At 71.5% G+C, this 26,802-nt stretch carries 28 protein-coding genes, 1 tRNA gene and 1 pseudogene; 8 read left to right on the forward strand and 22 right to left on the reverse strand.

Going from position 1 to position 26,802, the window contains the following annotated elements:
• Positions 1 to 65: 65 nt before the first annotated feature.
• The 4 genes from ABD211_RS31770 to ABD211_RS31785 all read left to right on the forward strand — a co-directional run bounded on the left by ABD211_RS31770 (position 66) and on the right by ABD211_RS31785 (position 3,212).
• Complete coding sequence (locus ABD211_RS31770; RefSeq protein WP_344139992.1) at positions 66 to 284, forward strand: alpha/beta fold hydrolase; 219 nt, start codon at positions 66 to 68, stop codon at positions 282 to 284.
• A 259-nt stretch (positions 285 to 543) separates the two neighbouring features.
• Entirely contained in the window at positions 544 to 1,569 is a 1,026-nt protein-coding gene (locus ABD211_RS31775; RefSeq protein ID WP_344139995.1) for an integrase core domain-containing protein, read from the forward strand.
• A gap of 626 nt (positions 1,570 to 2,195) precedes the next feature.
• The gene (locus ABD211_RS31780; protein ID WP_344139998.1) at positions 2,196 to 2,543 is read left to right on the forward strand and encodes a hypothetical protein; all 348 of its coding nucleotides are present in this window, start codon (positions 2,196 to 2,198) and stop codon (positions 2,541 to 2,543) included.
• A gap of 9 nt (positions 2,544 to 2,552) precedes the next feature.
• Positions 2,553 to 3,212, forward strand: coding sequence for a nucleotidyl transferase AbiEii/AbiGii toxin family protein (locus tag ABD211_RS31785; RefSeq protein WP_344140000.1), 660 nt, complete (start codon positions 2,553 to 2,555; stop codon positions 3,210 to 3,212).
• Between the two features lie 37 nt (positions 3,213 to 3,249).
• Here ABD211_RS31785 and ABD211_RS31790 read toward each other — a convergent pair whose 3' ends face one another.
• The 14 genes from ABD211_RS31790 to ald all read right to left on the reverse strand — a co-directional run bounded on the left by ABD211_RS31790 (position 3,250) and on the right by ald (position 16,139).
• On the reverse strand, positions 3,250 to 3,561 hold the full coding sequence (locus ABD211_RS31790) for a tyrosine-type recombinase/integrase (protein ID WP_344140002.1): 312 nt from the start codon (positions 3,559 to 3,561) through the stop codon (positions 3,250 to 3,252).
• A 1-nt stretch (position 3,562) separates the two neighbouring features.
• Positions 3,563 to 4,354 (reverse strand): hypothetical protein, encoded by a 792-nt coding sequence (locus ABD211_RS31795; RefSeq protein ID WP_344140005.1) that lies wholly within the window; start codon positions 4,352 to 4,354, stop codon positions 3,563 to 3,565.
• Positions 4,355 to 4,638: 284 nt separating this feature from the next.
• Positions 4,639 to 4,712: transfer RNA gene (locus ABD211_RS31800), tRNA-Pro, on the reverse strand.
• A gap of 349 nt (positions 4,713 to 5,061) precedes the next feature.
• Positions 5,062 to 5,436, reverse strand: coding sequence for a PH domain-containing protein (locus tag ABD211_RS31805; RefSeq protein WP_344140008.1), 375 nt, complete (start codon positions 5,434 to 5,436; stop codon positions 5,062 to 5,064).
• Positions 5,437 to 5,470: 34 nt separating this feature from the next.
• Positions 5,471 to 5,881, reverse strand: coding sequence for a hypothetical protein (locus tag ABD211_RS31810; protein ID WP_344140011.1), 411 nt, complete (start codon positions 5,879 to 5,881; stop codon positions 5,471 to 5,473).
• Between the two features lie 85 nt (positions 5,882 to 5,966).
• Positions 5,967 to 7,400, reverse strand: coding sequence for a ribosome biogenesis GTPase Der (der, locus tag ABD211_RS31815; RefSeq protein ID WP_344140014.1), 1,434 nt, complete (start codon positions 7,398 to 7,400; stop codon positions 5,967 to 5,969).
• Positions 7,397 to 8,083 carry a (d)CMP kinase gene (gene cmk, locus ABD211_RS31820; RefSeq protein WP_344140017.1) on the reverse strand — a complete coding sequence of 229 codons (687 nt, stop codon included), beginning with the start codon at positions 8,081 to 8,083 and terminating at the stop codon, positions 7,397 to 7,399. Before cmk ends, der begins: the two co-directional genes overlap by 4 nt.
• Positions 8,084 to 8,205: 122 nt before the next feature.
• Positions 8,206 to 9,822 carry a methyl-accepting chemotaxis protein gene (locus tag ABD211_RS31825; protein WP_344140020.1) on the reverse strand — a complete coding sequence of 539 codons (1,617 nt, stop codon included), beginning with the start codon at positions 9,820 to 9,822 and terminating at the stop codon, positions 8,206 to 8,208.
• A gap of 111 nt (positions 9,823 to 9,933) precedes the next feature.
• A complete protein-coding gene (locus tag ABD211_RS31830) occupies positions 9,934 to 10,671 on the reverse strand; it encodes a pseudouridine synthase (protein ID WP_344140023.1) in 738 nt (245 codons plus the stop codon).
• The gene (gene scpB / locus ABD211_RS34000; RefSeq protein ID WP_425560575.1) at positions 10,658 to 12,223 is read right to left on the reverse strand and encodes an SMC-Scp complex subunit ScpB; all 1,566 of its coding nucleotides are present in this window, start codon (positions 12,221 to 12,223) and stop codon (positions 10,658 to 10,660) included. The genes ABD211_RS31830 and scpB overlap by 14 nt, the downstream gene beginning before the upstream one ends.
• A 25-nt stretch (positions 12,224 to 12,248) precedes the next feature.
• Positions 12,249 to 13,088: a segregation and condensation protein A gene (locus ABD211_RS31840; protein ID WP_344140057.1), complete on the reverse strand. Its 840-nt coding sequence runs from the start codon at positions 13,086 to 13,088 to the stop codon at positions 12,249 to 12,251.
• Positions 13,089 to 13,217: 129 nt separating this feature from the next.
• A complete protein-coding gene (locus tag ABD211_RS31845; protein WP_344140025.1) occupies positions 13,218 to 13,859 on the reverse strand; it encodes a hypothetical protein in 642 nt (213 codons plus the stop codon).
• A 7-nt stretch (positions 13,860 to 13,866) separates the two neighbouring features.
• On the reverse strand, positions 13,867 to 14,799 hold the full coding sequence (locus ABD211_RS31850; protein ID WP_344140027.1) for a ParA family protein: 933 nt from the start codon (positions 14,797 to 14,799) through the stop codon (positions 13,867 to 13,869).
• Positions 14,800 to 15,023: 224 nt separating this feature from the next.
• Positions 15,024 to 16,139 carry an alanine dehydrogenase gene (gene ald, locus ABD211_RS31860; RefSeq protein ID WP_344140030.1) on the reverse strand — a complete coding sequence of 372 codons (1,116 nt, stop codon included), beginning with the start codon at positions 16,137 to 16,139 and terminating at the stop codon, positions 15,024 to 15,026.
• 294 nt (positions 16,140 to 16,433) lie between these two features.
• Here ald and ABD211_RS31865 point away from each other — a divergent pair, with 294 nt between their 5' ends.
• The 3 genes from ABD211_RS31865 to ABD211_RS31875 are packed head-to-tail and all read left to right on the forward strand — an operon-like array spanning position 16,434 to position 17,578.
• Complete coding sequence (locus ABD211_RS31865) at positions 16,434 to 16,685, forward strand: hypothetical protein (protein WP_344140033.1); 252 nt, start codon at positions 16,434 to 16,436, stop codon at positions 16,683 to 16,685.
• On the forward strand, positions 16,682 to 16,855 hold the full coding sequence (locus ABD211_RS31870; protein ID WP_344140036.1) for a hypothetical protein: 174 nt from the start codon (positions 16,682 to 16,684) through the stop codon (positions 16,853 to 16,855). The genes ABD211_RS31865 and ABD211_RS31870 overlap by 4 nt, the downstream gene beginning before the upstream one ends.
• 60 nt (positions 16,856 to 16,915) lie before the next feature.
• Complete coding sequence (locus ABD211_RS31875) at positions 16,916 to 17,578, forward strand: hypothetical protein (RefSeq protein ID WP_344140038.1); 663 nt, start codon at positions 16,916 to 16,918, stop codon at positions 17,576 to 17,578.
• A gap of 4 nt (positions 17,579 to 17,582) precedes the next feature.
• On the opposite strand, the gene ABD211_RS31880 is transcribed toward ABD211_RS31875, so the two are convergent.
• The gene (locus ABD211_RS31880; RefSeq protein ID WP_344140041.1) at positions 17,583 to 18,419 is read right to left on the reverse strand and encodes a GNAT family N-acetyltransferase; all 837 of its coding nucleotides are present in this window, start codon (positions 18,417 to 18,419) and stop codon (positions 17,583 to 17,585) included.
• A gap of 93 nt (positions 18,420 to 18,512) precedes the next feature.
• Here ABD211_RS31880 and ABD211_RS34005 point away from each other — a divergent pair, with 93 nt between their 5' ends.
• Entirely contained in the window at positions 18,513 to 19,022 is a 510-nt protein-coding gene (locus ABD211_RS34005) for a TM2 domain-containing protein (protein WP_425560576.1), read from the forward strand.
• Positions 19,023 to 19,086: 64 nt separating this feature from the next.
• On the opposite strand, the gene ABD211_RS31890 is transcribed toward ABD211_RS34005, so the two are convergent.
• The 7 genes and pseudogenes from ABD211_RS31890 to ABD211_RS31920 form a co-directional block, all read right to left on the reverse strand.
• On the reverse strand, positions 19,087 to 20,319 hold the full coding sequence (locus tag ABD211_RS31890; protein ID WP_344140043.1) for a cellulose binding domain-containing protein: 1,233 nt from the start codon (positions 20,317 to 20,319) through the stop codon (positions 19,087 to 19,089).
• Positions 20,320 to 20,454: 135 nt separating this feature from the next.
• Entirely contained in the window at positions 20,455 to 21,108 is a 654-nt protein-coding gene (locus ABD211_RS31895; RefSeq protein ID WP_344140045.1) for a response regulator, read from the reverse strand.
• A gap of 46 nt (positions 21,109 to 21,154) precedes the next feature.
• Entirely contained in the window at positions 21,155 to 22,300 is a 1,146-nt protein-coding gene (locus ABD211_RS31900; RefSeq protein ID WP_344140048.1) for a sensor histidine kinase, read from the reverse strand.
• A 5-nt stretch (positions 22,301 to 22,305) separates the two neighbouring features.
• Positions 22,306 to 23,244, reverse strand: a complete 939-nt coding sequence (locus ABD211_RS31905; protein WP_344140051.1) for a hypothetical protein — start codon at positions 23,242 to 23,244, stop codon at positions 22,306 to 22,308.
• A gap of 82 nt (positions 23,245 to 23,326) precedes the next feature.
• Positions 23,327 to 23,932, reverse strand: coding sequence for an NUDIX domain-containing protein (locus ABD211_RS31910; RefSeq protein ID WP_344140054.1), 606 nt, complete (start codon positions 23,930 to 23,932; stop codon positions 23,327 to 23,329).
• Positions 23,929 to 25,623 (reverse strand): CTP synthase, encoded by a 1,695-nt coding sequence (gene pyrG / locus ABD211_RS31915; protein ID WP_344140064.1) that lies wholly within the window; start codon positions 25,621 to 25,623, stop codon positions 23,929 to 23,931. Before pyrG ends, ABD211_RS31910 begins: the two co-directional genes overlap by 4 nt.
• A 63-nt stretch (positions 25,624 to 25,686) precedes the next feature.
• Positions 25,687 to 26,802, reverse strand: a pseudogene (locus tag ABD211_RS31920) (hypothetical protein); the annotation flags it as partial.

Below are 26,802 nucleotides of genomic sequence, written 5' to 3' on the forward strand. Positions count from 1 at the left end.
CACTCCGAAACGGACATAGCCTCACGGACCGGCCTCTCACATCACCGCCCCGGCAACCGATCCTGGTGACCACCGGGGAGTATGACGACTTCACCACACCGGACATGTGCCGCGAACTGGCGGCGACGTGCGCGGACAGTTGGTTCACCGTGGTACGCAACGCCGACCATCTGTTGCACCTGCAACGCGCCGCGGAACTCGTCGACCTCATGGTCCGTTTCTTCGACGGCTTGCCCGTCACGGACCTGCCCTACTGCCGCGTGTCGGAGCGCGTCGCCGGATAGCCCTCTGGACCTGAGGTCAGTGGTTGGTGCTGTGCGGTAGCACTGGGCAGTCGGCCCTCGGCGGCTGAGTGATCGGCATCCCTGATGAGCGCAATCGCAGGCATCAACGAGACCCGCAGACAACGCGCAGACACTGCACCTGCCGACAAATTCCATCCGTGCTGTTCAGGGTGCGCTTCGGCGACCCAAGCGTCGATCTTGGAATGTCTCGGGTCCTCGCTGCCAATCATTGTTGATGACTACGCGATGATGCCGCCTCATGCTGCTGCGACTGGCGTACCTGGGCATCACCAACGCATTCGCGCTGCTACGGCTGCTTCCGGGCAGCGACCGGGACAAGGAGTTCGACGCTGCCGACCGGGCATGGCTGGCCGCACTCCTACGCCACCTTCCGAAGCCCACCCTGGCGAACCTGCGGCTGCTGGTACGCCCTGACACCGTCGTGCGCTGGCATCGTGACCTCATCGCCCGCCGCCACGCGAGAACGTCACGGCCTCCGCGGCGGGGCCGGCCACGAACCGTCCGATCGATCGGGACGTTGGTGCTGCGCCTCGTCGCGGAGAACCCGTCGTGGGGGTACCGGCGTCCACGGCGAACTGCTCACCCTCAGAGTGAAGTAGCCGCGTCGACGGTCTGGGCGATCCTGCACGACGCCGGAATCGATCCCGCTCCGGACCGCACCGCCACGACCTGGGCGCAGTTCCTGTGTTCACAAGCCGAGGTGCTGCTGGCCGCGGACTTCATCGAAACAGTCACGCTCACCAGCGCGAGAATGTACGTCCTCGCGGTCATCGAACACGCAAGCCGCCGCGTGCGGGTCCTCGGCGCAACCCCACACCCCTGCGCCGCGTGGGTCACTCAGGCCGTCCGCAACCTCGTGATGGACCTCGAGGACGCAGGATGCCGCGTGAAGTACCTGATCCGGGATCGGGACGGCAAGTACCCGACCTTGTTCGACGCGGTGCTCGCTGATGCCGGCATCAAGGTCGTGCTCAGCGGTGTCCGGATGCCAAGCATGAACGCAGTCATGGAGCGTTGGGTGCGCACCTGCCGGCATGAGCTACTGGACCGGACTCTGATCTGGAACCAGCACCACCTGCTACACGCCCTGCGCGAACACGAGGCCTTCTACAACACCCACCGCCCGCACCAGGGCATCGACAACGCGCGGCCACTCGCCCCACTACCCGAACCGATCACCGATCCGCACCGCATCGCCCACCTCACCATCCACCGACGCGACCGACTCGGCGGAATCCTCCGCGAGTACGAACATGCAGCCTGACCTGCGCGGATGACATTTTCGGCAGGTACAGGGTCGTGGCCGGGTGGTTGGCCGCGCGCAGGGTCCGGTCCCAGTCACGCAGGACCCCGGTCCAGGTCCGGGACAGCCCGGCGCACAGCTTGTCGAGATCGAGGAGTCGCATCGCAAACCTCACGAGTCAAGTGGTCCAGCAGTGGCATGCTCGACCTGACATCGATGCGAAGCGATATGAAAGAGGGCTCCCGCAGCTCTGACCTGCGGAAACCCTCACGCTGTCGGGACGGCGGGATTTGAACCCACGACCCCTTGACCCCAGGCTTGAAACGGTTGTACTAATCCGTGATACTCAATGCCGGTCGGTGTCCTCGCGTGCAAGTGACCAGGCAAGACTAACATCGCCAGGTGTTGAACGGTCTCGGGCTGTGACACCACATTCAAACAAAGTTGATCTTTACGGTTGGCGCTCCCGTTAGCGCATCTGGTCAAGTGCCACGCGAGATATGCCGTCCGCGATTGGCCCCTCGATGGTCAGCTGATCATCGCCGGCACGACTCGATGGCGTTGGGATCGGCACATCGCCGTCGCCAGGTTCCGGCCACAGGTGGCCGCAGCGGTAGGCTGGCCACAGCGAAGGAGGGGTGCGAGCAATGACTGTTGCGGAGGCCAACTGGCCGCGACGGTACGCCAAGCCGATCGCGCTGCCCGAGCGCCTCGACCTGCTCATTGGTCCTACCACCGGGATCGTTCATTTGCCGCGGCACCTGAAGTGGTCCGGCAACCCGACCTACGATCTTGACAGCCCCGGCCGGATCATCGACCTGTACCACACGGTGATCAACGAAGCGATGTCGCCGGACGACCTGCACGCCCACCTGAACGAGATCACGCTCAAAAGCCTGTGGTCCTACATGTGGCTACCCGTGGCAGTACGCCGGATCTGGGAAGAGCGTTTCCCCGAACTGGCTGAGTTGCGTCGACTCGCCTCGGCCGCGTAGGAAGCCGACGTGCTGGCACGCCACCGGGCGATCACGCAGATCGCGCTCGCCGCCGGAGGACCGTACGGACTGGCCCTGGCTGGCGGGTACGCCGTCAGCGAGCATGGGATGGGCGAGCGGCCGAGTGGCGATGTCGATCTGTTCACCGACTGGCACCGCCGCGGCGACTTCCCCGCTGCGGTGGACGCGGTAATCGCGGCACTCGCCGCACAGGGCTACACCGTGACCGCGGTGGCGCACACCGAGACGTTCGCCCGACTGCTCGTCGCGACCACCGACTCGCCCGACGACCCGGACAAGATGGAACTGTCGGCCGACTGGCGTGCGCACCCGCCCGTCATTCTCGACGTAGGCCCAGTGCTGCATCCCGACGATGCCGTGGCCAATAAGATGACCGCGCTCTTCGGCAGGGCCGAAGCTCGGGACTTCCTCGACGTCGACGCAGCGCTGGCCAGCGGCCGTTACACCCGCCAGCGGCTGGTGGAGCTCGCGGCAAACGCCGACGGCGGATTCGACCCGATCCTGTTCGCCGATGCCATCGGCTCGCTGGCACAACGCACAGACGCCGAGTTCGCCGACTACGAGGTCACCGCACAACAGATCAGCGCCGTTCGCCGGCGCTTCGCCGAATGGCGCGACGAGATCCTCAAACAACACGGCACGCGTTAGAACCCGAGTCCTGCCCAATTCACGCGCTCTCCCTGCTTCACGGACCTTCGTGCGAGGCGAGCAGGTCGGCGATGTGGTCGCTGGCTTGACGGCGGCGGTCGGCGTTGACGCGGGTGTAATAGCGCATGAGAGTGCCGGGATCATGGCCCAGTCGCTCGGCAACCTCATGGATGCCGTACCCGGTATCGAGCAGGTTCGAGGCGAGCAGGTGGCGGATCTGGTGTGGCCCAAGCGGCCGGACCCCCGCGGCTCGGGCGAGCTGGTTGAACCGGCTGGTGACGTTATCCGGGCGCAGCGGTTGGCCCGTGCGCCCGGTGAACACGTAGGCCGATCCCGCACCCGCGTTCATCTCACTCAATGCCTTGAGCGTGATGGGGTCGAGGGGCAGGGTGCGGGTGCAGTTGTGGGACTTGGGCGGCTTGTCTCGCACCCCGGCTGCCGAGGTCTTCGACGACACGTTGGCGGCGGACCTTGAGGGTGGCCAGGTCCGGTTCGAGATCGCAGTGCTTGAGCCCGCACAGTTCACCGCGCCGCAGGCCGGTTACCAACAGCAGCCGCCACAGCGGAAAGAGCCGATCGCTCCGGACATAGTCCAGGAAGCGCCGGGCTTCGGCGAGTGGCCATACCGGATGTACATCGTCGCATTCGCGGGGTTTGCGGGCGCCCAGGGTGCGGCCGGTCTGTTCGCCGAACGCTTTGGCTAGCACCAGGTCCAGGGTGCGCAGCGTGGTGCGGAAGTAGCCGGCAGTCTCCAGGTCCCGGTAGGCGCGCTCGATCATGTGGGTGCTCAGCCGCGAGGCACGTACCCCGCCCAGGTAGGGGTAGATCAGGCCCAGTAGCCATGTGTAGCTGTACAGCGTGTTGGGCTGCAGCTCATGCTCCCGCGTGAGGAGCCAGTCCTGGCACACCGCCTGCACGCTGTCACCCAACCGTGGCCGAGGCAGTTGCGCGTCACGTCGTCGGCTGAGCCGGGCGTACTCGGCCACCGCAGCCTTCTCCGACGTGAACCCGGTACGCCGCGCCTGTATCCGCGTCCCGTTGCGGTCACGGCCCATCTCGAGCCGGAACCCGAACAACCCCGTCGTCTGACCCTGAACGATCACCGCCCAGCTCGGCCACGCCAGCGAAGAGATCACCGACACGTACTACATCGCCAAACCCGTCCTCGCCCCGACGTCTCCGACATCCTCGAACAACTCGGCACCGGCCGAGGAGGACCCGACGGACCAGACCCCGGTGACCACCCGTCCACGCGGGCCGCGTAGGCACCCGACCGGTGCGCAACCCCGGGTAACGATGCACAAGGATGACGACGAACTCGGTCGCCGACCCCCGTTTCTGGGGGGTTATCGGGGGGCGGTTCAAATTCCCATCGACATAAATCAAAGCCCTGGCCAGCTTCGTGCTGGTCAGGGCTTTGTCGAAGTCGGGACGGCGGGATTTGAACCCACGACCCCTTGACCCCCAGTCAAGTGCGCTACCAAGCTGCGCCACGTCCCGTTGCCCGGACCGTACGCCCCGGGCAGCCGCTACAGACTAGCGCAACCCCCCGCCCCTCCGCGCGCGGGTATCCCGTGGCACGCCTCGTCGCTCAGGCCACACCCGCTACAGCGTCCTAGGATGATAGTTCAGGAAGGGGACGGCGAAACGCCGAGCCGAACTCTGAAGCGGGCCACAAGACACAGTCCGGGTGGTCTTCGTCCTCCTCGCGGTAGAGGTAAGCCTCGTCCCAGTCGACGGAGCTCTCCGTGTCAAAGGTGAGCAGCCGGAACAGCTCGCGGAGGTCGCGTGCACGACATCTTCTGGAACGCCCAGAGTGAGTGGAGGTCGGGCACCGGCGGGTACGGCATCAGTGTGCCCCGGACGTCAGGTAGTGGAGGATCACGTTGTGCACGTGGTGGGCCTTGTTCGACCCCCGGAACTCCACTTCATACACGTGGGTGCCGACGTGGATCGCGATCGCGCCGGTGGAGAAGAACGAGCCGGCCCAGCTCTTGTTGCTCACCACGCTGACGCTGCTGATCTTCGAGTACGGGATGGAGGTCAGCGCCACGCGCTTACCGACGAAGGACTTGTCCTGGATGATGGCGCGGCGGTCGGTGAGGCCGATGAAGCCCGTGCCGACCCCCACGGCGTCGTAGACGGCGATGATGCTCTCGCCGTCGAGCAGGCCGGACTGGATCTGCTGCAGCTGTTCTCGCCTGTCGAAGACGACGTCGGCCATGGGGTGGCTCCTTCCGCGAAGGAGCCCAGGGTAGCTACGCCTGGCTACGTAGCCGGTCGAGGATGTTCCGGGCGTTCCGGACGACCAGGGCGACGATGACCGCGTCGAGGCCGAGGATGACGGTGAAGAACACCCACCCGACAGGCCAGTTGGAGGCGGGATGGGTGGCCAGGGAGGCGAGCATCAGGGCGCCGGGCGGTGCGCCCACGAAGGCCGCCGCGGCCCACAGTGGCTGGTCGCGCCAACCGAGGTAACCGGCGAGCACGACCAGGATCACGGCGAGCGAGATGACCCGGGAGCCCGTCACGGCGGTGGTGGTCTCGCCGGTGCCGGGGTCGAGCCGGATGCTGCGCAGGTCCCAGGGCAGCAGCGCCAGGTACGCCGCCGCGGCGAGCAGTGACGTCGTCACCCACTCGGCGACGCGCTCGCCACCGTGTCGTACCACCGCGTTCTCACCCCCAGGTCAACCGCCAAAACTAGCGCGCTCGGGCGCGGCCCGGGAGAGCCGGAACCTCAGGATGTGCTCAGGATCAGCGGCCGGTCTTGCTCTTCGAGCGGGGCTTCACGGCGATGTCGATGGGCGTGCCCTCGAAGTCGAACTCCTCGCGCAGCTTGCGCTCGACGAAGCGGACGTACCCGGGATCCAACTGTCCCGTGGTGAAGAGCACGAACCGGGGTGGGCACGTGCCGGCCTGGGTGGCGAAGAGAACCCGGGGCGCCCGGCCGCCGCGTACGGGGTGCGGGGTGGCCTGCACGAGCGCGGTGAGCCACTGGTTGAGCTGCCCGGTGGGCACCCGGCGCTCCCAGTTGCCCAGCGCGGTGCGCAGCGCCGGGGCGAGCTTCTCCACTGCCCGACCCGTGCGAGCGGAGATGTTGACCCGGATCGCCCACGGGATGCGCTTGAGTTCGCGTTCGATCTCGCGGTCGAGGTAGTAGCGGCGGTCGGCGTCGACGAGGTCCCACTTGTTGAAGGCGAGCACGATGCCGCGGCCGGACTCGGCGACCATCGACAGGACCCGTTGGTCCTGTTCGCTGATGACCTCGCTGGCGTCGAGCAGGACGACGACGACCTCGGCGGCCTCGATGGCGCCGGCGGTGCGCAGGCTGGCGTAGTACTCCGTGCCGCTGGCCGTGTTGACCTTGCGGCGCAGGCCGGCGGTGTCGACGAACAGCCAGGTCTCGCCGCCGACCTGGACGAGCGAGTCGACCGGGTCGACGGTCGTGCCGGCGACGGAGTCGACGACGGCGCGCTCCTCCTGGGCGAGGCGGTTGAGCAGGCTGGACTTGCCGACGTTGGGCCGCCCGACGAGCGCGACGCGGCGCGGGCCGCCGGTCGGCGCCTCGGTGACGGGCGGCAGCGTCGGCAGGGCGGCCAGGAGGGTGTCGAGCAGGTCGCCGGAGCCGCGCCCGTGCAGGGCGGAGACGGGGTGGGGCTCGCCGAGGCCGAGGGACCACAGGCCGGCGATCTCCATCTCCTGCCGGGCGTTGTCGACCTTGTTGGCGACGAGGATGACGGGCTTGGCGGTGCGCCGCAGCATGCGTACGGCGGCCTCGTCCTCGTCGAGCGCGCCGACCCGGGCGTCGACGACGAGCAGGACCACGTCCGCGGACGCGGCGGCCAGTTCGGCCTGGGCGGCGATGGCGGCGGCACGGTCGCGTGCGTCGGGCTCCCAGCCGCCGGTGTCGACGACGGTGAAGCGTCGCCCGGCCCACTGGGCGTCGTAGGCGACGCGGTCGCGGGTCACGCCGGCGACGTCCTCGACGACGGCCTGCCGGCGGCCGAGGATCCGGTTGACGAGTGTGGACTTGCCGACGTTCGGCCGCCCGACGACCGCCACGACGGGCGCAGGCCCGGCGTCGACCACCTCGGTGGACGCGGGCTCCGCGACGGCACCCTCGAAGTCCGAAAGGTCGAAATCGTCCCGGTACTCGGCGGGAATCTCGAAATCCGGCCCTGGGCTCACGCCGATACTCCCAGCAGCGAGACGAGCCGGTGGACGACCTCGTCGATGCCCAGCTCGGTCGAGTCGAGCACGACCGCGTCGGCGGCCTGGGTCAGCGGGTCCACCGCGCGCGTCGAGTCGATCGTGTCGCGGCGCTCGAGGTCGGCGGCGGTGGCGGCCAGGTCGGCGGCGACCTCGGTGCTGCGCCGGCGGGCGCGTTCGGCGGCGGACGCCGTCAGGTAGACCTTCAGGTCGGCGTCGGGTGCCACGACGGTGCCGATGTCGCGGCCCTCCACCACGATGCCGGCGGCATCGCGGGCGCCGGCGATGATGTCGCGCTGACGGGCCACGAGCAGCTGCCGCACGGCGGGCACGGACGCCACGGCGGACACGGCGGCGGTCACCTCGGCGCCGCGGATCGGCCCGTCCACGGACACGGTGCCCACGAAGAAATGGGGCGCGGCGGGGTCGGTGCCGACCACCAGGTCGGCGTTGACGGCGACCTTGGCGACCGCGTCGGCGTCGGCGGGGTCGACCCCGGCCTCCAGCACGGCCCAGGTGACGGCCCGGTACATGGCGCCGGTGTCCAGGTACTGCGCGCTCAGCTCGGCGGCCAGCCGCCGGGAGACGGTCGACTTCCCGGACCCGGACGGCCCGTCGATCGCCACCACAGGCGCCGCGCCGCGCCGCTCAACCTCGCCCACCAGAACTCCCCACGCCGACTACCCGGTCCGATCTCAGGTCCATCATGCCGGTTCGTCCGCGCCGGCGCCCCACCGGCACCCGCCGCTGCGACCCGGACCACCCCGGGAGCCGGGGCAGGCGGTCAGAGCTGGAACGCGCCCACGGTCGCGGTGAGTTCGTCGCTGAGCCGGCTGAGCTCCCCCACCGCCTGCCGCGACTCGGCCGCGCCGCGCGCCGTCCGGGTGGCGGCCTCGGCGACCTCGCCGACCGTGCCGGCGATGTCGCCGCTGCCCTTGGCTGCCTCAGAGATGTTGCGGCGCATCTCGGCGGTGGTGGCGGTCTGCTCGTCCACGGCGGCCGCGATCACGTTCTGGTAGTCGCTGATCCGGCCGATGATCGTGGAGATCTCGCCGATCGCGGCGACGGCGTCGGCGGTGTCGTCCTGGATCGCGGACACCCGCCGCGCGATGTCCTCGGTGGCCCGGGCCGTCTCCTGGGCCAGGTCCTTGACCTCGCTGGCGACCACGGCGAAGCCCTTGCCGGCCTCGCCGGCGCGGGCCGCCTCGATGGTGGCGTTCAGGGCGAGCAGGTTGGTCTGCTCGGCGATGGAGGTGATCGTCCGGACCACGTTGCCGATCTCGTCGGACGACGCGCCGAGGCGGGTGACGGTGTCGTTGGCGGTCCCGGCCACCTCCACGGCCTCGGCCGCGACCGTGGCGGCCCGGCTGGCGTTCTCGGCGATCTCCGCGATGGAGGCACCCATCTCGTCGCTGCCGGCGGCCACGGTCCGGACATTGCCCGAGACCTGGGTGGCGCCCACGGCCAGCTGCTCGGCGCGGACGCTGGTGACGCGGGCCGCGTCGGCGATCTCGTCGGAGGTGCCGGCGAGCTGGCCGGCGGCCGTGGACAGCGCCCCGGCGCTGCCGGCGAGTCCGGTGATCATGCCGCGGAGGTCGTCGATGGTGTCGTCGACCGCCCGCCCGAGCTGGCCGAGCTCGTCGCCGCCGCGCAGGCCGACCCGGACGGTCAGGTCACCGCCCGCGAGGCCGCCGAGCGCGGCGACGACGCGCCGCAGGGGCCGGGTGACCATCCGGGTGGTACGCACGCCGAGCACGACGGCGAGCACCAGGGCGACGCCCAGCGTCACGGCGAGAACGATGTCGATCATGTGCTGGGTCGACCGGGCCTCGGCGGCGAGGGACGCCGTCCGCTTCTGGACGGACTCCGCGAGCTTGTCGGTGATGCCGAGAACCACCGAGTACGCCGCGCCGGCGTCGCCGCCGTTGACGCTGTCCATGGTCATCGTCAGGCCGGGGCCCTGGCCGTGCTCACGCAGCCAGGAGAGGAGCTTGGTCTCCATGGCGAAGAAGCCGTCCCACGCGGGGCCCAGCTGCTGCCACAGGTCCCGCTCGGCGACGGTCATGTCCGCCGCGTGCACCGCGTCGATCAGCTCGTAGATCTTGGCCTTGTCGCCGAGCTCGCCGGAACGGTTGTAGGCGTCGTCGGCGGTCGCCGCGGCCACTCCGTACGCGCCGACGTCGGCGAGCATGAGGCCCTGCCAGCCGGTGACGTCCGAGGCGAGGAACTGCATCTGCTGGATGTCGTCGTGCAGCCGCTGCAGCCGGTCGACGCGCTCGTGGGTCGCGCTCTGGGCCCGCATGCCCCAGAATCCGGTGCCGGCCGCCACCGCGATCAGCGCGGTGACCAGCGCGAACGCCACGCCGAGCCGCATACCCACCGTTGCCTTGATGACCCGCACGGTGCAGGACCTCCACGTCGATGGTCTGGTGTTGTCACCAGTCCCAGATCGAACGCCGGAGCGGTTTTGTCAGCAAAGTAAACAATTTAGTGAGCGTGCTCACCTCACAAATCAGGACTCAACCACGCGAAACAGGCCGGCTATCTCCGAGGCGGTAAGGCGCCGCCACCGTCCGACCCGCAGGTCGCCGAGCTTGACCGGCCCGATCGCGGTGCGCACGAGCCGGCTCACCGGGTGCCCCACCTCGTCGAGCATCCGGCGCACGATGTGCTTGCGCCCCTCGTGCAGAACGATCTCCACGAGCGCCGCCCGCGGCGTCGAGTCGACCACCCGGAAATCGTCGGCGCGCGCCGGCCCGTCCTCCAGCTCGACGCCCTGGATGAGCCGCTTGCGCAGCCCGCGCGGCACCGTCCCGGTCACCTCCGCGAGGTAGGTCTTCGTCACCCCGTACGACGGGTGCATGAGGCGGTTGGCCAGGTCGCCGTCGTTGGTGAGCAGCAGCAGGCCCTCGGAGTCGGCGTCTAGGCGCCCCACGTGGTAGACCCGCTGCGGCAGCCGCTCCACGAAGTCGGCCACCGACTGGCGGCCCTTCTCGTCGGACATGGTCGACACCACGCCGCGCGGCTTGTTGAACGCCAGGTACACCAGGTTCGTGTCGGCCACGACCCGGTCCCCGTCGACGTAGATCTCCGCGGTCCCGGGGTCGACCTTGTCGCCGAGCTGGGCGCGCTTGCCGTTCACGTTGACCCGGCCGGCGGCGATGAGGTCCTCGCAGACGCGACGGGAGCCGACACCCGCGCCGGCGAGCACCTTCTGTAGGCGGGGCAGATCGGAACTATCGGTGGGCATCAATATCATCCACGTTCTCGGGGAGGAAGGGGGCCAGCCCCGGCAGCTCGGCAACGCTGTTGATGCCGAGCTTCTCGAGGAAGAGGGGGGTGGTCTGGTAGAGCAGGGCGCCGCTCTCGCGCTCGGTGCCGCACTCCTCCACCAGGCCGCGCGCCACCAGGGTCTTGATCACGCCGTCGCAGTTCACGCCCCGGATCGCCGAGATCCGCGACCGCGTCACCGGCTGCTTGTAGGCGATCACCGCCAGGGTCTCCAGCGCCGCCTGGGTGAGCCGGGTCTGCTGCCCGTCGAGCACGAACCGCTCCACATACGCCGCGTACTCCGTGCGCGTGTAGAGCCGCCACCCGCCGGCCGCCTGGCGCAGCTCGAACCCACGCCCGCTGGCGGCATACTCCGCCCGCAGGTCGGTCAGCGTCGCCGCCACCCGCTGGGCCGGCTCGTCGAGCACCTGCGCCAGCATGAACTCCCCCACGGGCTCGTCCACGACCAGCAGCACCGCCTCGAGCGCCCCGCGCAGCTCCGCGTCGCTCAGCGCCGCGGGCGCCGCGCCCTCCGCGTCGTCTTCCCCATGGAGTACGGGCGACAGCGGCGCCGCGCCATCGTCGGCGACCGCCTCCGGGGCGATCAGCTCGCTCCCGCCACCGACAAACCCGGCCTCGGCGGGCTCGGCGAGTTGCACGACGGCGGCCGGCGGCGCCTCGTCCGCATCCCGGTCCGCCGCCTCGGGCCCGGCGGGCACCTCGGCCGGCTCCGCCAACGCGGCCACCTCGCGCGGCGGCAGCTCGCCGGCCGCCGCCCCCGCAGAACCGGAACCGACCGCCTCCGCCGCCTCGCGAACGGGCGCGTCCCACAGCTCCTCGGCCGGCTCGGCCAACACCTCAGCCGGCTCCACCAGCTCGATCACCTCGCGCGGCGGCACCGCGCCGGCCGTCAGGGAATCGGGCGCACGTTCGCCCGCGACGGCTTCGGGGGCGTCGTCGCGGTCAGGCTCGGCGGGCTCCCCCGCGGCCTCCCCGGCAGGTGCACCCGCAGGGGCGTCCTCGCGTTCGCGGTCGGCAGGCTCCCCCGCGGCCTCCCCGGCACGTGCACCCGCAGGGGCGTCCTCGCGTTCGCGGTCGGCGATCTCGCCCACGGCGGGCTCGCCCGCTGGTGCGAGGTCCGCGGGCGGGGCGGGGTGCTCGTGGTGCGGGTGCTCGGCGGGTTCGGCGAGCTCGATCACGCCGTCGGGCGGCACCTCGCCGGGCGCGTGGCGGTGCTCAGGGGCCTCACCAGTGTCGGGCTGCGCCGCCGCCCCAGCGGTGTCGGCGTCCGACGCCCCCTCGGCGCCGGCACCCTCTTCCCCGTCGGTGTCGGGCGCCTCAGCCGCGAAGGTGTCGGGCCCGCCCTCGGCTGCTGCCGTGGCGGCCCCGCCCTCGGCTCCTGCGGTGGCGGGCTCGCTGTCGGCTGTGCGGGTCGGTTCCTCGGCTGCCGGCTCGGCGGGCGCCTGGCGGGCCCATGGGGGCACCCAGGACGCCGCGCTCTCCGCGAGCGACTGCGGCCGCTCGTCGTTCATCGCGCCCACTCCCTCTTACACGCGGTCACTGTGCCGCCAGCTCCTCATTGTCCGACCCCGCGTCGGCGGCGGGCTCATCGCCGTACTCATCGAAGGAGAGGTTGACCTCCGCGGACCCGGCGGCGGTCCAGCGGACCGTCAGCTCCCCCAACGCCTCGATCTGGTCGAAGACGACGTGGCCCTCACGGTAGAGCTCGAGCAGGGCCAGGAAGCGGGCCACGACCTCCAGCGTCGACTGGCAGTCCGCACACAGGGCCCGGAAGGTGGCGACCTCGAGGCGGACCAGCTTCTCGCGCAGGATCGCGGCGTGCTCGCGGACGCTGACGCGCACCTGGTGCACGTGGGCGATCGACACGACCGGCTCGGGTTTGGGGGTGATGGTGCGCAGGAACAGCTGGGCGAGCCGGTCGGGGCCGATGCCGAGGACCAGCTCGGGCAGGGCCTCGGCGAAGCGGGGCTCGAGGGAGACCGCGCGCGGGTAGCTGCGGGAGATGAGCGCCTCGCGGCCGGCGATGTGCGCCGCGGCCTCCTTGAACGCCTTGTACTGCAGGAGGCGGGCGAAGAGCAGGTCGCGGGCCTCCAGCAGGGCGAGGTCCTCCTCGTCCTCCACCTCGGCGGCGGGCAGCAGGCGGGCGGCCTTGAGGTCGAGCAGGGTGGCGGCGATGACGAGGAACTCGCTGGCCTCGTCGAGGTCCCATTCGTCGCCCATGGCCCGGATGTACGCGATGAACTCGTCGGTGACCTGGTGCAACGCCACCTCGGTGACGTCGAGCTGGTGCTTGCCGATGAGCTGGAGCAGCAGGTCGAAAGGCCCCGTGAAGTTGGTGAGCCGCACCGTGAACCCGCCGGCTGGCGCCTCGGGCATCGGAACGACGGACTCACTCACCCCGGAAACCTAACTCATGAGGCCCTCACCTCGCCCGCGACGCCCGCGTTATGGCGCCATGGCCCCGTTATAGACGGCGCTATTACCTACCCCTATGGCGCCAAACCGTCACGCCCATACGCGGAGGAGGGGGGTGGCGAGGAGGTCCAGGGCCGCTAGGAGGGGGGTGCGGTCGCCCAGGGGGATGACCGCCGTCAGGAGGAGGGTCAGGGCGCCGAGGACCGCTGGCCACTCGCCGACCAGGCCGAGCGCCGGGGCGGAGACGGGGGCGGGTTGGAGGATGGCGGCGGAGCCCAAGCGGAAACCGTCGAGGGGCGGGACGGGCAGCAGGGCGAGGACGCCGAAGCAGAGCAGGCCGACCGCCAGGCTCAGGGTCACCTGGGCGGCGGGGGTCACGCCCACGACGCCGCGCAGCACGTCGGACGGGTAGTTGAGCCGCAGGCTGGCCCGCTGGGCGGGGAACGCGACCGCGAACCCGGCCAGGCACGCCTCGCCGGCGGCCAGCACGGCGACGGGACCGGCGGCCACCGCTAGGGCGCGGCGCGCGCCGGTCGGGCGCCACCAGCCGGTGCCGGTGAAGACCAGGGTGATGGCGCCGAGCGCGCCGACGGCCGAGCCGGCGGACACGGCGGTGCTGCCGCCGAACCGGCCCGCGACGCGGCGGTGGACGAGGGTGCGCAGCGTGGCGCCGGCGATGAACGCGCCGATCAGACCCAGCGCCGCGACCGGTTGGCCGAGCGCCCAGAGCATCCCGGCGTCACCCCTTCGGGGCGTGGGCCGCGATCACCTCGCGCGCGAGCTGGCGGTAGTTGCGCGCGCCGGAGGAGGAGGGGTCGAGGGAGGTGATCGGCGCACCGGCCACCGTGGACTCGGGGAACTTCACCGTCTTGGTGATGACGGTCTGGTAGACCTTGTCGCCGAACGCCTCGACGACCCGCTGCAGCACCTGGCGGCAGTGGGTGGTGCGGGAGTCGTACATCGTCGCGAGGATGCCTTCGAGCTCCAGGTCGAAGTTGAGGCGCTCGCGGACCTTGTCGATCGTGTCCAGCAGCAGGGCCACGCCGCGCAGGCTGAAGAACTCGCACTCCAACGGCACGAGCACGCCGTGGGCGGCGGTGAGCGCGTTGATGGCGAGCAGGCCCAGCGACGGCTGGCAGTCGATCAGGATGAAGTCGTACTCGTTCATGACCGGGCGGAGCAGGCGCTTGAGCACCATCTCGCGGGCCACCTCGGTGACCAGCTGGATCTCGGCCGCGGACAGGTCGATGTTGGCGGGCAGCAGGTGCAGGCCGGCGACGTTCGTCTTGATGAGGATATCGTCGATCGTGACCTCGTCCTGCATCAGCAGGTTGTAGACCGACAGGTCCAGGTTGTGCGGGTTGACGCCGAGCCCGACCGACAGGGCACCCTGCGGGTCGAAGTCGAGCAGCAGGACCTTGCGGCCGTACTCCGCCAGGGCCGCGCCGAGGTTGATGGTGGTCGTCGTCTTTCCGACGCCACCCTTCTGGTTGGCCATCGCGATGATCCGCGCAGGCCCGTGCCGGTCGAGCGGCATGGGCTGCGGAATGGGTCGACGCGTGGTGTACGCCGCGGGGTCAGCGGGGCCCAGGTCAGCACCGAGCGTCAGCGCGGCCTGTTCGGCGCGCAGCTCGGTCGTCCACGCCTCGCCTCGATCGTCGATGCCTGCCATCTCCCGTATACGCCCTTCCCGCCGCTCGTCGTTCCGCGGGGAGCCGCGTGACGACTGTACGGCACTGCCGGGGCCCGACAGATACACGTCGCTCGGCGTGTCGCTGGATACTCCCGCGTGTCGCGTCTTTCAGACCCGGGCACGTGGGTGCGAGACCGCGTACACCTCGCGAAGCCTGTCCACAGTAACCAACGTGTACACGGCTGTCGTGGTCACGGACGCGATCAGCCGAGAACCTCCTCGAGCTTCGCGTACTCCATGCCGTGGGCCTGGGCGACCGGGCCGTAGGTGAGCCTGCCGGCGTGGGTGTTGAGGCCCAGCGCCAGGGCGCGGTCGCGGTGCGCGGCCTCGCGCCAGCCGTGGTTGGCCAACTCGACGGCGTACGGCAGGGTGACGTTGGTCAGCGCGTACGTGGAGGTGTGCGGGACCGCGCCGGGCATGTTCGCCACGCAGTAGAAGATCGAGTTGTGTACCGGGTAGACCGGGTCGGCGTGCGTGGTCGGCCGCGAGTCCTCGAAGCACCCGCCCTGGTCGATCGCGATGTCGACGAGGACGCTGCCCGGCTTCATCCGTGAGACCTGCTCGTTGCTGACCAGCGTCGGCGCCTTTGCGCCGGGCACCAGCACGGCGCCGATGACCAGGTCGGCGTCCATGATCGCCCGCTCGATCTCGTACGCGTTGGACGCGATCGTCTGCAGGTGGCCCTGGTAGATGGCGTCGGCCGCGCGCAGCCGGGCGATGTTCTTGTCCATCAGCAGCACCTCGGCCTGCATGCCCAGCGCGATCGCGGTGGCGTTCATGCCGGACACACCCGCGCCGATGACGACGACCTTGGCCGCGTAGACGCCGGAGACGCCGCCCATGAGGATGCCGGACCCGCCACCGGAGCGCATGAGGTGGTACGCCCCGACCTGTGGCGCGAGCCGGCCGGCCACCTCGGACATGGGGGCGAGCAGCGGCAGCGACCCGTCGGGCAGCTCCACCGTCTCGTACGCGATGCCGGTGACGCCCCGCTCGAGCAGCGCGTCGGTGCACTCCTTCGACGCGGCGAGGTGCAGGTACGTGAAGAGGGTCTGGCCCTCGCGCATGCGGTGGTACTCCTCGGCCACCGGCTCCTTGACCTTGAGGATGAGGTCGCCGGTCGCCCAGACGTCGTCGGCGGTGGGCAGGATCGTGGCCCCCGCCTGGGTGTACGCCGCGTCGGGGATGGACGATCCCGCACCGGCACCCGCCTCGACGTACACCTCATGGCCGTTGCGGGCCAGCTCGTGCACGCCCGACGGGGTGATCGCGACGCGGTACTCGTGGTTCTTGACCTCGCGCGGGATTCCGACCTTCACGTGCTGACCCCTGTTCGCTCCATTGCCGGCCGGGATGTGGCCGCTCGCCCGGAGTCTAGGCCGCCACAGTGTGGGATGGCCGGGACATTGTGTGACAGCGTCGCGCGATTAGCTGACGAACTGTCAAGCACATAAATTCTATGTGCCGATGCGATCAGCGGATTCCGGATCAGTAGAAATCGTCTTCCGCCCACATTTGTACAGATACGTGGGGAATTCAGCACGCGATGACGCCCCAGTTGTCCAAACGTTGGCTACTCCTGCCCGTCCGCCGTCGCGCATACAGTTGCGCACGTGGATCTCGAGGACGCGTTGGCGCGGGTACGTGACCTCAGGGCACGCGAACTACCCGGCGCCGGAACCGCTCGCTCGGCTTACGCCGGGCCCGGCTACCTGGTTGTCAGCCTGAGCGCCAGTGAGGGCTTCTGGAGCCACAAGTCGCTGGCAGAAGCGGTGTGGGACCGCTTCGAACAGGATTGCCGCGATCTCGCCGCGGCGTTACGGGACGAATGGGGCCGCCTGAACTGGTCGATCTTTGTCCGGTGATCGAGCGGTCGATGGCCGGCGGGACCGCGCCGGAGTTGGCGGAAACCCTCGCCAACTACCTGCCATCGGTCTTCGCGTGGCGTTTCGACGACCGCGCGGTGTGCATCGGGTTGGGCCAATGGGACCGTGAGTTGCCCGTCTGTCTGGTCGCCGGGGCCGGCGCCCTGTAATGGCCGGGCTGTCTCGCGTTGGTCAGTTGGTGGGGAATCCGCTCGTCTAGACTTCGCGCGGTGACCACCCATCCCCACGACTCCACGGACCCGGGCGATCCTGTCGATCCCTACGACTCCGCCGCGGGGCCCCACCCGTACGCCGAGACGTACCGGATCCCGCCGGAGCCGGACAACCTGCCCGCGACGTACATCGACTCGCAGCCGTGGGACGTGGTCCAGCCAGCCGCGCAGCCGCCGGCTCCGTACTACCCCCCGGCCACCGTGTACCCGCCGGGGAGCTACCCGGTCCCGCAGGGCTATCCGCCCGCGGGTGGTGGGTACGCGCCGGCCGGCGGGTATGCGCCGCCGCCGGGCAGCTACCCGGTGCTGCAGCCGATCGTCGTGGTGCAGCAGCCGCCGCACGCGCCGTTCGGCGTGGACCCGATCTCGGGCCAGCCGCTGTCGGACAAGAGCAAGGTGGTCGCCGGCCTGCTGCAGCTGCTGCCCGGCCTGCTGTTGTCGACCGGCGGGATCGGCCGCCTCTACGCGGGGCACGTCGGCCTCGGCGTGGTCCAGCTGCTCTGCACGCTGGTGGCGTGGACGGGCGTGGTCTGCGGCCTGGTCACCCTCGGCTTCGGCTGGTGCCTGACGCTGCCGTTCTGGCTGTGGTTCGTCATCGACGGCATCGTGCTGCTGGCCGGGCGGCCGGTGGACGGGTCGGGGCGCCTGCTGCGCAGCTGAGGCGTTATCGGAACGCGATAACCACGCGGTCGCCGACGGGCCGGAAACCGACGCGCAGGTAGACGCCGTTGCTCGTCGGGTTCGCCAGGTTCGTGAACAGGACCACCTCGGTCGCGCCCGCCGCACGGGCGGCCTGCGCGGCGGCGACCGTGACGGCCGCGCCGTAGCCGCGTCGGCGGTGCTCGGCCGGGGTGTAGACCGGGCCGAGGCGCGACGTGCCCGCGATGGCGCGCCGATGACCCGCGAAGGCCACCGGGGTGCCGTCCGCCTCCCAGACCGTCAGCCCGCCCTCCGTGAGGTGCGCGTCGACCATGACGCCGGCCGGGCGCGGCAGGTCACCGATCTCGCGGGCACACGCCTCCAACCAGGCGACCGCCCAGTCACGGTAGGCCGCGCTGACCGGGCGGGGGGCGCCGTCCGGCGCCGGGTCGGGCGGGGACAGGTCGACGAGCTGGTACAGCCGGGTGCGCATCGTCTCGACGGGCGTGCCACCGGCGCGGGCGCACCAGGCGCGGGCGAACGCGTCGGCCGCCTCCGCCGGGCCGTTCACGCCGGACACCGCCCAGCCGTCGCCGGCCAACCGGTCGGCCAGCGCGGCCGCGGCGTCGCCGGACGCGGTCGCGAGGACGACCGGGTGCGGCGGGGTGTGGGTGAACGCCGCCGTCACGGGATCGCCGCCCCAGCCGAACAGGGGCGGCTGCGCCCCGAACGCGCCGGGGCCGTCGTCGCGGACCGTGTGCGCGATCGTCAGGGACAGGGTGTGCTCGACCGGCCCGGCGCTCAGAAAGTCGCCGGCGGCCGCCAGGAACCCGGCCACATCAGGGGTCGTCTGCCAGCGCATGCGTCCCATCCTCGCGCGCACCGGGGCGGCGGCGCATCCCCGTAACCGGTGCGACCTCGGCGCCGTTAGCGAGGGTGCCCTAAAATCGGTGCGGTGAACGATCCCATGGCCGACCCGTACCGCCAGCCCCCCGCCGACCCGTACGCGCACGCGGGCGAGACGTTGCCGGTGCCGCAGCCGCCCGCGCCCGCCGCGCCGCCGTACGGCACCCCGCCGGTGTCCACGCCCCCGGTGTCGTCGCCGACCGCCCCGATGCCGCCGGGCACCGATCCGAACGCGTACTACCAGCAGCCCACCTACCCGCAGGCGGGTTACACCCACCCCGGCTATGCGCCGCCGGGCTACGCCCAGCCGGGGTTCGACCCGGCGACGGGCCTGCCGTACTCGGACAAGAGCAAGGTCGTCGCCGGCGTGCTCCAGTTGGCGATCGGCAGCTTCGGCGTGGGCCGGTTCTACACCGGACACACCGGCATGGCCATCGCCCAGATCGCGGTGACGTGGCTGACCTGCGGCATCGGCGTCATCTGGCCGATCGTGGACGGCATTCTCATCCTCACGCAGCCCAACCAGACCGACGCGCAGGGCCGGGTCCTGCGCCCCTGACCCACGGACACGACGCCGCCCCGGTCCCACGTGCGGGACCGGGGCGGCGCTGTCAGCGGTCGGGTCAGGAGAGCACGCAGCTCACCGTCGGGACCGCGTTGGTGGCGTTGTTCCAGCTGGCGAGGAAGCCGAACGTGGCGGACGCGCCGGCGGCCAGCGCACCGTTGTAGCTCAGGTTCCTCGCCGTCACCGCGGCCCCGCTCTGGGTCACGGTCGCGTTCCACGCCTGGCTGACCACCTGGCCGTTGGCGTAGGTGAAGGTGGCCGTCCACGCCGCGGAGGCGGCGGACCCGTTGTTCCTCACCGCGACCTCGCCCTGGAAGCCGCCGCCCCACTGGGACACGACCTTGTACGTCGCGGTGCACCCGCCGCCGCCCGTCGGTCCGGCGGTCGTGACAGGTGCGCTGGTTGGCGCGCGGGAGGTGACCACGGCGCTGGTCGGCGCGCGGCTCGTCACCACGGCGCTCGTCGGCGGCCGGCTCGTCACCACGGCACTGGTCGGCGCCCGGGAGGTGACTGCCGCGCTCGTCGGCGTGACCGTCGGGACGACGCCGCTGAGCACCTGCGCGAGCACGGGGTACCAGGAGTTGGCCATCTTCTGGTAGCCGGCGGTGTTCGGGTGCACGCCGTCGCCGGTGTCGGTGGTGGTGTCGAAGCCGGTCCACAGGTCCGCGAGGACGATCGGCGACTGGCTGGTGGTGAGGCCCGCCGCCCACGCCGGCAGGGCGTTGTTGAACGCGATGACGTCAGCCGGGCACGTGGCGCACGCGGACGCGGACATCGGGATGATCTTCGCCACGATGATCTTCACGTTCGGGTTGTCCGCCCGCATCTGGCCCACGAGCTTCGTGAACGCGGTGATCTTCGTGCTGAGCGGGATCCAGCCGCCCCACATGTCGTTGGTGCCCAGGTGGACCAGGATGACGTCGGGCCTGGCCGCGGCCAACCACGGCGGCAGCTGGTTGTTGTCGGCGATGCCGGTGGCCGAGTAGCCGCCGTGACCCTCGTGGTCGAAGTCGTAGGCGAAGCCGGGGTTGCAGCCGCCGCCGTCGGAGACACCGCCGACGAAGTCGATGTTCGTGTGGCCGGCTGTCTGGAGCTTGTTCCAGAGGAACGCGCGCCAGCATCCGGTGCCGGCGGTGATGGAGTCACCGAGCGGCATGATCCGCAACGGCGTGGCCGACGAGGCGGGCCGCGCGACAGCGATGACGGTGGCCGCGAGCGCGGCCACGAGGAGCGCGACGAGCGCGCTGCGGCGCAGGGTGGACCTGGGGGGCAGGGTGAAAGAGCGTTGCATGACCTTCCTCGGCAGCGAAGGCCCCGGGAACGGGGCGTGAGCGCCCTCGGGCCGACAGTGTGGCCCGATGAGCGTGCCCGGCTCCCGGCAGGGATCAGCGTATGTTTATGTTTCGCGGCTGGCAAGGCAACAGATTCAACGCACCAGACCACCGCGGTACGCCAGGACGACCGCCTGCGCCCGGTCCCGTGCCCCGATCTTCGCGAGGATGCGCTTGACGTGCGTCTTCGCGGTCGACTCCGCGATGACGAGCAACTCGGCGATCTCCTCGTTCGATCGACCCTCGGCGATGAGTCGCAGCACCTGCGCCTCCCGGTCGGTCAACTGGTCCAGCAGCGCACGCTCGGGCGCGGCGACCGGCACCCGCGCCACGAACTGGGCGACCAGGTCGCGGGTCACCGTCGGGTCGATGAGCGCGTCCCCGGCCGCGAGCGTACGGACCGCGTCGATGAGCCGCTCCGGCGACGAGCGCTTGAGCAGGAACCCGCTCGCGCCCGCGCGCAGCGCTCCCCACACGTACTCGTCATCACGGAACGTGGTGAGGACCAGGACGCGCGCCGCGGACCCGGTGGCGACGACACGTCGCGTGGCCTCGATCCCGTCGATGCCGGGCATGCGCACGTCCATGAGGACGACGTCGGGGGTCAGCTCCCGGCACAGCCGCACCGCGTCGAGCCCGTCGGCCGCCTCCCCCACCACGACGATGTCGTCGGTGCTGCCCAGCACCACGGCCACGCCCGCGCGCAACAGCGCGTCGTCGTCGGCCAGCAGCACCCGGATCCCACTCACCGGCACCGAACCTTACAGATCTTGGGACGAAAGGTGTGCGGGCGGTTCATAGCACCGGGAACCAGACGGTCAGCCGGAAACCGCCGTCGATGGCGGGGCCGTGGTCGAGGCGACCGCCGAAGACGGCCGCCCGCTCGGCGATGCCGACCAGGCCCCGACCCGGCTGGTAGCCGGGCGGCGCGCCGCGCCCGTCGTCGCGCACCTCTACCTGGAGCTGGTTGTCCGCGCGGCGCACGGTAACGCTGGCCGCGCGGGCCCCGCCGTGCCGCAGCGCGTTCGTGAGGGCCTCCTGGACGACCCGGTAGACCGACAGGTCGAGGCTGCGGGGCAGTCGACCGGCGGTGGGGTCCACCGCCGCCGTGACCGCCAGGCCGGCCTGCGCCATCCGGGCCACCAGCGCGGGCAGCCCGGCCAGGCCCGGCCCGGGCGGCTCAACTCCCGTGCCATCCTCCGCGTCGCGCAGGATGCCCAGCACGCGGTCCAGCTCGCTGAGCGCGTCGCGACCGGTCTGCTCGATGCCGCGCAGCAGCTCGCGGGTCTTGTCCGGGTCGCGGTCGAGCGCGAGGCGGCCCGCCCCGGCCTGCACCACCATGACGTTGACCGTGTGCCCGATGAGGTCGTGCAGCTCGCGCGCGATGCGGGTGCGCTCGTCGGCGATCGCCCCCGCGCGCATCCGCGCCCGGATGGCTTCGAGCTCCTCCCTGCGGCGGGCCGTCAGATAGCCGCCCGCCCAGGCTGCCAACCAGCCGAACACCACGCCGATCGGCAGGATGGGCGCGTGGTCGTCGCTGGCGAAGTAGGCCGCGACGCCCACGAGCATGACCACCGGACCGGCCAGCGCCCGCCGCCGGGTCGCGTAGAGGCCGACGGAGTACAGGACGATGAGGTTGGGGTACGGGACGACGCCGTCGCGGTCCACCAGGTTCGCGGCCAGGCCCAGCGCGACCGTGTTCACCACGTACGCGCCGAGCGGCAGCGAGCGGCGCACGGCCAGCGTGGCGGCAAGGATGACAAGCAGGCCGACGGCGACCGGCACGGGTACTCGCGGCGGCTCGGTCGCCGCCGCGAAGTCGGTCATCAGCAGGACCCCGGCGCCCAGCGCGAGGCCCGCGTCGAGCGGCGTGGTGAACCGCCGCCAGCGCCCGGGCGGGACGCTCCCGGGCGTTGACGGCGGGGTGGCTGCGGGAATCACGCCCGCTACCTCACCACCGCTGCCGCGAGCGTGTCCACGCCGGCGCCACCGGTCGGGACGGCGTCGCCGCGCCGTCCGCGTACCAGGGGCCACGCGGCGACGGCCACGCCCGCGCCGACCGCCGCCAGACCCGCGACGCCGGTGACGGCCTCGGGCGTGGTGACGTCGGTCCACGCCCGGCCCGCGTACGCGGTCGACGTGACACTCGCGAAGAAGACCGCGTAGCCGGCCGCGGCGAGCCACATGACCAGCCGCTTCGTGCGGGCGGCCAGGTCGCCGAGCGCGAGCAGGACGACCAGGGCGATCAGCACCTGCAGGCCGTGCATGCCGACGGCGTGGACCAGCTTCGCGCCGCCGGCCGCGCCGAACACCACCCCGTCGGGCACGTGCCCGGTCGCCTGGGTGACCGCGTCGCCCGTACTGATCATGTCCTGACCGACGCGACCGGCCGCCAGCACCCCGACCAGGCCGACCACCGCGGCGATCCGGGCACCCACCGCGCCGCGCGCGGCGATCAGCGACCAGACCAGCAGGGCCGTGACCCCCACGACGACGAGCAGCACACACATCGCCATGCCGCCGAAGACGAACGCGTCGAACCCGGTGGCCGTGTTGAAGTGCGACGGCACGCCGCGCCACCGCTGCGTCGTGATGAGCGCGACCTCCAGCACCGACGCGCCGCCGAGCAGGCCGACGGGCAGCCAGCCCCACCGCGACGCCGGCAGCTGCCGCCGCACCCACACCGCCGACCACACGAGTACGCCGAAGGACAGGCCGAACACCACCGGCTTGCGCCACGACACCGGCCCCTCCCACGGGCCGCCGTCGACGGCCGCGACCACGGCGTGGAAGAGCCCCGAGACCACGAGCAGCGTGCCGCACCGGGCCAGGAACCGTTGCTGCGCCGTGACCGGACGGACCTGCGACCAGACATCCCGAATCATGCTGACGACGGTAGATCTCCGCGGGCCGCGCGGCGTCCCTCCACTGGGGACACCTCGCGTACCCCCGTGGGGGTACGTGGGGTCAGGGTCGCGGCGTGTCGGCCGGCCTCAGGGTGGCCCAGCCGCAGTCGCGGGCGCGGGCCGCCGCGAGCAGGCCGGTGACGCACGGGCCGTTGAGGATCTCGCCGCGCAACGCCATGGCCACCGCCTCGTCCAGGTCGACGAGGCGGACCGTCATCTCCGCCTCCTCGTCGCGGCGGGTGTGCCGCTCGTGGTCGGGCACCGGGCGCAGGTCGCGGGCCAGGAACGCGCGGAACAGCTCGTTGGAGCAGCCCGGCGTCGTGTAGAGGTCGACCAGCAGGTCCCAGCGGTCCGCGAGCAGGTCGGCCTCCTCGGCCAGCTCCCGTTGCGCGGTGCCCACCGACGCCTCCCCCGGCACGTCGACCAGCCCGGCCGGCAGCTCCCACAGGACCTGCCCGACCGGGTGCCGGTACTGCCGCACCAGCACCACGCGGCCCTCGGCGTCGAGGGCCACCACGCCGACGGCGCCGACGTGACGCAGGTACTGCCGCTGTGCCCGGCCGCCGCCCGGCATCGTCACGTCGTCGTTGACGACGTCGAACAGCGGGCCGGAGTACAGCTTGCGGCGGCTGAGGACCTCGTAGTTGTGCCCCTGCGTGGCCGTCACGGGGCGACCGCGGTCGCGACGTCGACCGGCAGCTGGTCGGCCGCGTTGTAGGTCAGGGCGGCGTCCACGAACGCGGCGAACAGCGGGTGCGAGCGGGTGGGCCGGCTCTTCAGCTCCGGGTGCGCCTGGGTGGCCACGAAGAACGGGTGCAGCTCGGGATTGAGCTCGATGAACTCGACGAGCCGGCCGTCCGGCGAGGTGCCGCTGATGCGCAGGCCCGCCTTCGTCAGCGCCTCCCGGTAGGCGTTGTTGACCTCGAACCGGTGGCGGTGGCGTTCGCTGACCTCGGTCGTGCCGTACGCGTTCGCGACGATCGAGCCCTCGGACAGGGTCGCCGGGTAGGCGCCCAGGCGCATCGTGCCGCCGAGGTCGCCCTTGCCGGCCACGATGTCCTCCTGGTCGGCCATCGTCGCGATGATCGGGTGGGCGGCGTCCAGGTCGAACTCCAGCGAGTTCGCACCCTCCAGGCCGGCCAGGTGGCGGGCCACCTCGATCGTCATGCACTGCAGGCCCAGGCACAGGCCCAGCACCGGGATGCCGCGCTCGCGACCGAACCGGGCCGCGCCGACCTTGCCCTCGATGCCGCGCACGCCGAACCCGCCCGGGATGACGATGCCGTCCACGCCGGACAGCGCGGCGCTGGCCCCCGACGGGCTCACGCACTCGTCGCTGGGCACCCAGCGCAGCTCGATACGGGACCGGTGGGCGAAGCCGGCCGCCCGGATCGCCTCGCTCACCGACAGGTACGCGTCGGGCAGGTCGACGTACTTGCCGACCAGCGCGATGACCACCGACCGGCGCGGGTGGTGCACCCGGTCGAGCAGGTCGTCCCAGCGCGACCAGTCCACGTCCCGGAACGACAGGCCCAGCCGGCGCACCACGTACGCGTCGAGGCCCTCGCGGTGCAGCACCTTCGGGATGTCGTAGATGCTCGGCGCGTCCGCCGCCGACACCACGGCCTCGCGGTCCACGTCGCAGTACAGCGCGAGCTTCTCCTTGAGCTTCGGCGGGATGTCGCGGTCCGACCGGCACACCAGCGCGTCGGGCTGGATACCGATGTTGCGCAGCGCGGCGACCGAGTGCTGGGTCGGCTTGGTCTTCAGCTCGCCGGACGGGGCGAGGTAGGGCACCAGCGACACGTGCAGGTACATGACGTTGTCGCGGCCGATGTCGTGGCGGATCTGGCGGATCGCCTCCAGGAACGGCAGCGACTCGATGTCGCCCACCGTGCCGCCGACCTCGGTGATGACCACGTCGGGGGTCCGGCCGTCCTCGTCCGGGGCGGCCATCGCCCGGATCCGGGCCTTGATCTCGTTGGTGATGTGCGGGATGACCTGGACCGTGTCGCCCAGGTACTCCCCGCGGCGCTCCTTGGCGATGACCGCCGAGTAGATCTGGCCGGTGGTGACGTTGGCCTTCTGCGACAGGTCCCGGTCGAGGAAGCGCTCGTAGTGCCCGACGTCCAGGTCGGTCTCGGCACCGTCCTCGGTCACGAAGACCTCGCCGTGCTGGAACGGGTTCATCGTGCCCGGGTCGACGTTCAGGTACGGGTCGAGCTTCTGCATCACCACGTGCAGACCGCGGGCGGTGAGGAGACTGCCCAGGCTGGACGCCGTGAGGCCCTTCCCGAGACTGGAGGCGACGCCCCCGGTGACGAAGATGTGCTTGGTCGTGCGCACCGTAGGGGTCAAAGCCTGCTCCCGTGTTGTCGGCTCAGCACCGGCCCAGCCGGGCGAGGTGCCATCCACGGGATTTCACGGTAACACGTGCTCCACGGCGGGCTGAGGACGGCCCGCACCCGTGTCGTCCGGGGCGCCCGCCTGGCCGGGCACCAGCGGCTCCCGGGCCGCGTCCGCCGGCAGGTTCTCGCCGGTGGCCGGCGGGGCGCCGGTGGGCTCGTCGGCGTGCGCCAGCACGCGCAGCGCGGCGACCACGAGCAGCGGCAGGGCGGTGGCCGCCCCGGCGCCGGCGACGCTCAGGCCCACCCCGTTGAGCAGGCCGCCGAGCACCACGGCCACGGTCAGGCCGGCCGCGGACGCCCGTACGGCGGGGTAGATCGCGAACAGCCGCTTGAGCCCGCCCCACGGGCGCGGCATGACGACGAACGCGAACACGGCCGCGCCCACGGCCAGCCAGGCGAGCGGGCTGCGGCCCATCACCGCCACGTTCTCGACGTTGGTACGCCGGACGATCGCGGCCGCCGTACCGTCCTGCACGGCGGTCAGGAACCGGCCCAGGCTGCCCCGCGTCTCCGGCGGGCGGCTGAGGTCCAGCAGCGCGAAGCTCATGGTCACCACGACCCCGCCGAGCGTCGTCCAGGACAGCCGGGCCAGGGTGATCCAGCCGCCGGCGCTCAGCGCGGCGGCCACGCAGACGCCGGCGGTGAGCGCGATGGCCCCGGCCGCGTCCGTGCCCAGGTACGGCGAGCCGACCACCATGACGCCGACGCCGCCCAGCCCCGCCACGCACACGGGCCGCCAGCGCCGGGGCAGGCGCTGCGCGACGCACCCGGCGGCGAGCAGCAGGCCGGCGCTGAACACGCCGAGCCCGACCGTGCCGAGCCCGGCGTAGCGGGCGCCCTCCAGGGCCGAGTACCCGCCGACGCCGTTGAGCTGCAGCCGCGCACCGGTGAGCACGTCGATGAGGACGACCGTGGCGGCCAGGCCGGCGGCCACGGCGGTCGGGCCGAGGGTGTGCCGGCGCGGTGCCGCGAACACGCTCACGCCCACGCCCACGGCCAGGGCGCCCACCAGCGCGGCCAGGAACACCCAGCCGGGCGCCGAGGTGTGCCACCAGCCGGTCACGCCGGCCAGCAGGGCGGCCAGGATGGCGAGCGCGACGGCGGTCAGGGTCAGCTCGGCGGCGCGGCG

It is taken from the genome of Luedemannella flava, from assembly GCF_039528515.1.
Taxonomy (GTDB): Bacteria; Actinomycetota; Actinomycetes; order Mycobacteriales; family Micromonosporaceae; genus Luedemannella; species Luedemannella flava.

Bases quoted from the DNA above. Each gene is read 5' to 3' on its own strand.
- ABD211_RS31830 (WP_344140023.1), bottom strand. From the start codon at position 10,671: ATGCCCACCGATAGTTCCGATCTGCCCCGCCTACAGAAGGTGCTCGCC.
- ABD211_RS31880 (WP_344140041.1), bottom strand. From the start codon at position 18,419: ATGCGCTGGCAGACGACCCCTGATGTGGCCGGGTTCCTGGCGGCCGCC.
- ABD211_RS31780 (WP_344139998.1), top strand. From the start codon at position 2,196: ATGACTGTTGCGGAGGCCAACTGGCCGCGACGGTACGCCAAGCCGATC.
- ABD211_RS31845 (WP_344140025.1), bottom strand. From the start codon at position 13,859: ATGCTCTGGGCGCTCGGCCAACCGGTCGCGGCGCTGGGTCTGATCGGC.
- ABD211_RS31850 (WP_344140027.1), bottom strand. From the start codon at position 14,799: ATGGCAGGCATCGACGATCGAGGCGAGGCGTGGACGACCGAGCTGCGC.
- ABD211_RS31775 (WP_344139995.1), top strand. From the start codon at position 544: ATGCTGCTGCGACTGGCGTACCTGGGCATCACCAACGCATTCGCGCTG.
- scpB (WP_425560575.1), bottom strand. From the start codon at position 12,223: ATGAACGACGAGCGGCCGCAGTCGCTCGCGGAGAGCGCGGCGTCCTGG.
- ABD211_RS31840 (WP_344140057.1), bottom strand. From the start codon at position 13,088: ATGCCCGAGGCGCCAGCCGGCGGGTTCACGGTGCGGCTCACCAACTTC.
- ABD211_RS31805 (WP_344140008.1), bottom strand. From the start codon at position 5,436: ATGGCCGACGTCGTCTTCGACAGGCGAGAACAGCTGCAGCAGATCCAG.
- ABD211_RS31905 (WP_344140051.1), bottom strand. From the start codon at position 23,244: ATGATTCGGGATGTCTGGTCGCAGGTCCGTCCGGTCACGGCGCAGCAA.
- ABD211_RS31890 (WP_344140043.1), bottom strand. From the start codon at position 20,319: ATGCAACGCTCTTTCACCCTGCCCCCCAGGTCCACCCTGCGCCGCAGC.
- ABD211_RS31790 (WP_344140002.1), bottom strand. From the start codon at position 3,561: ATGAACGCGGGTGCGGGATCGGCCTACGTGTTCACCGGGCGCACGGGC.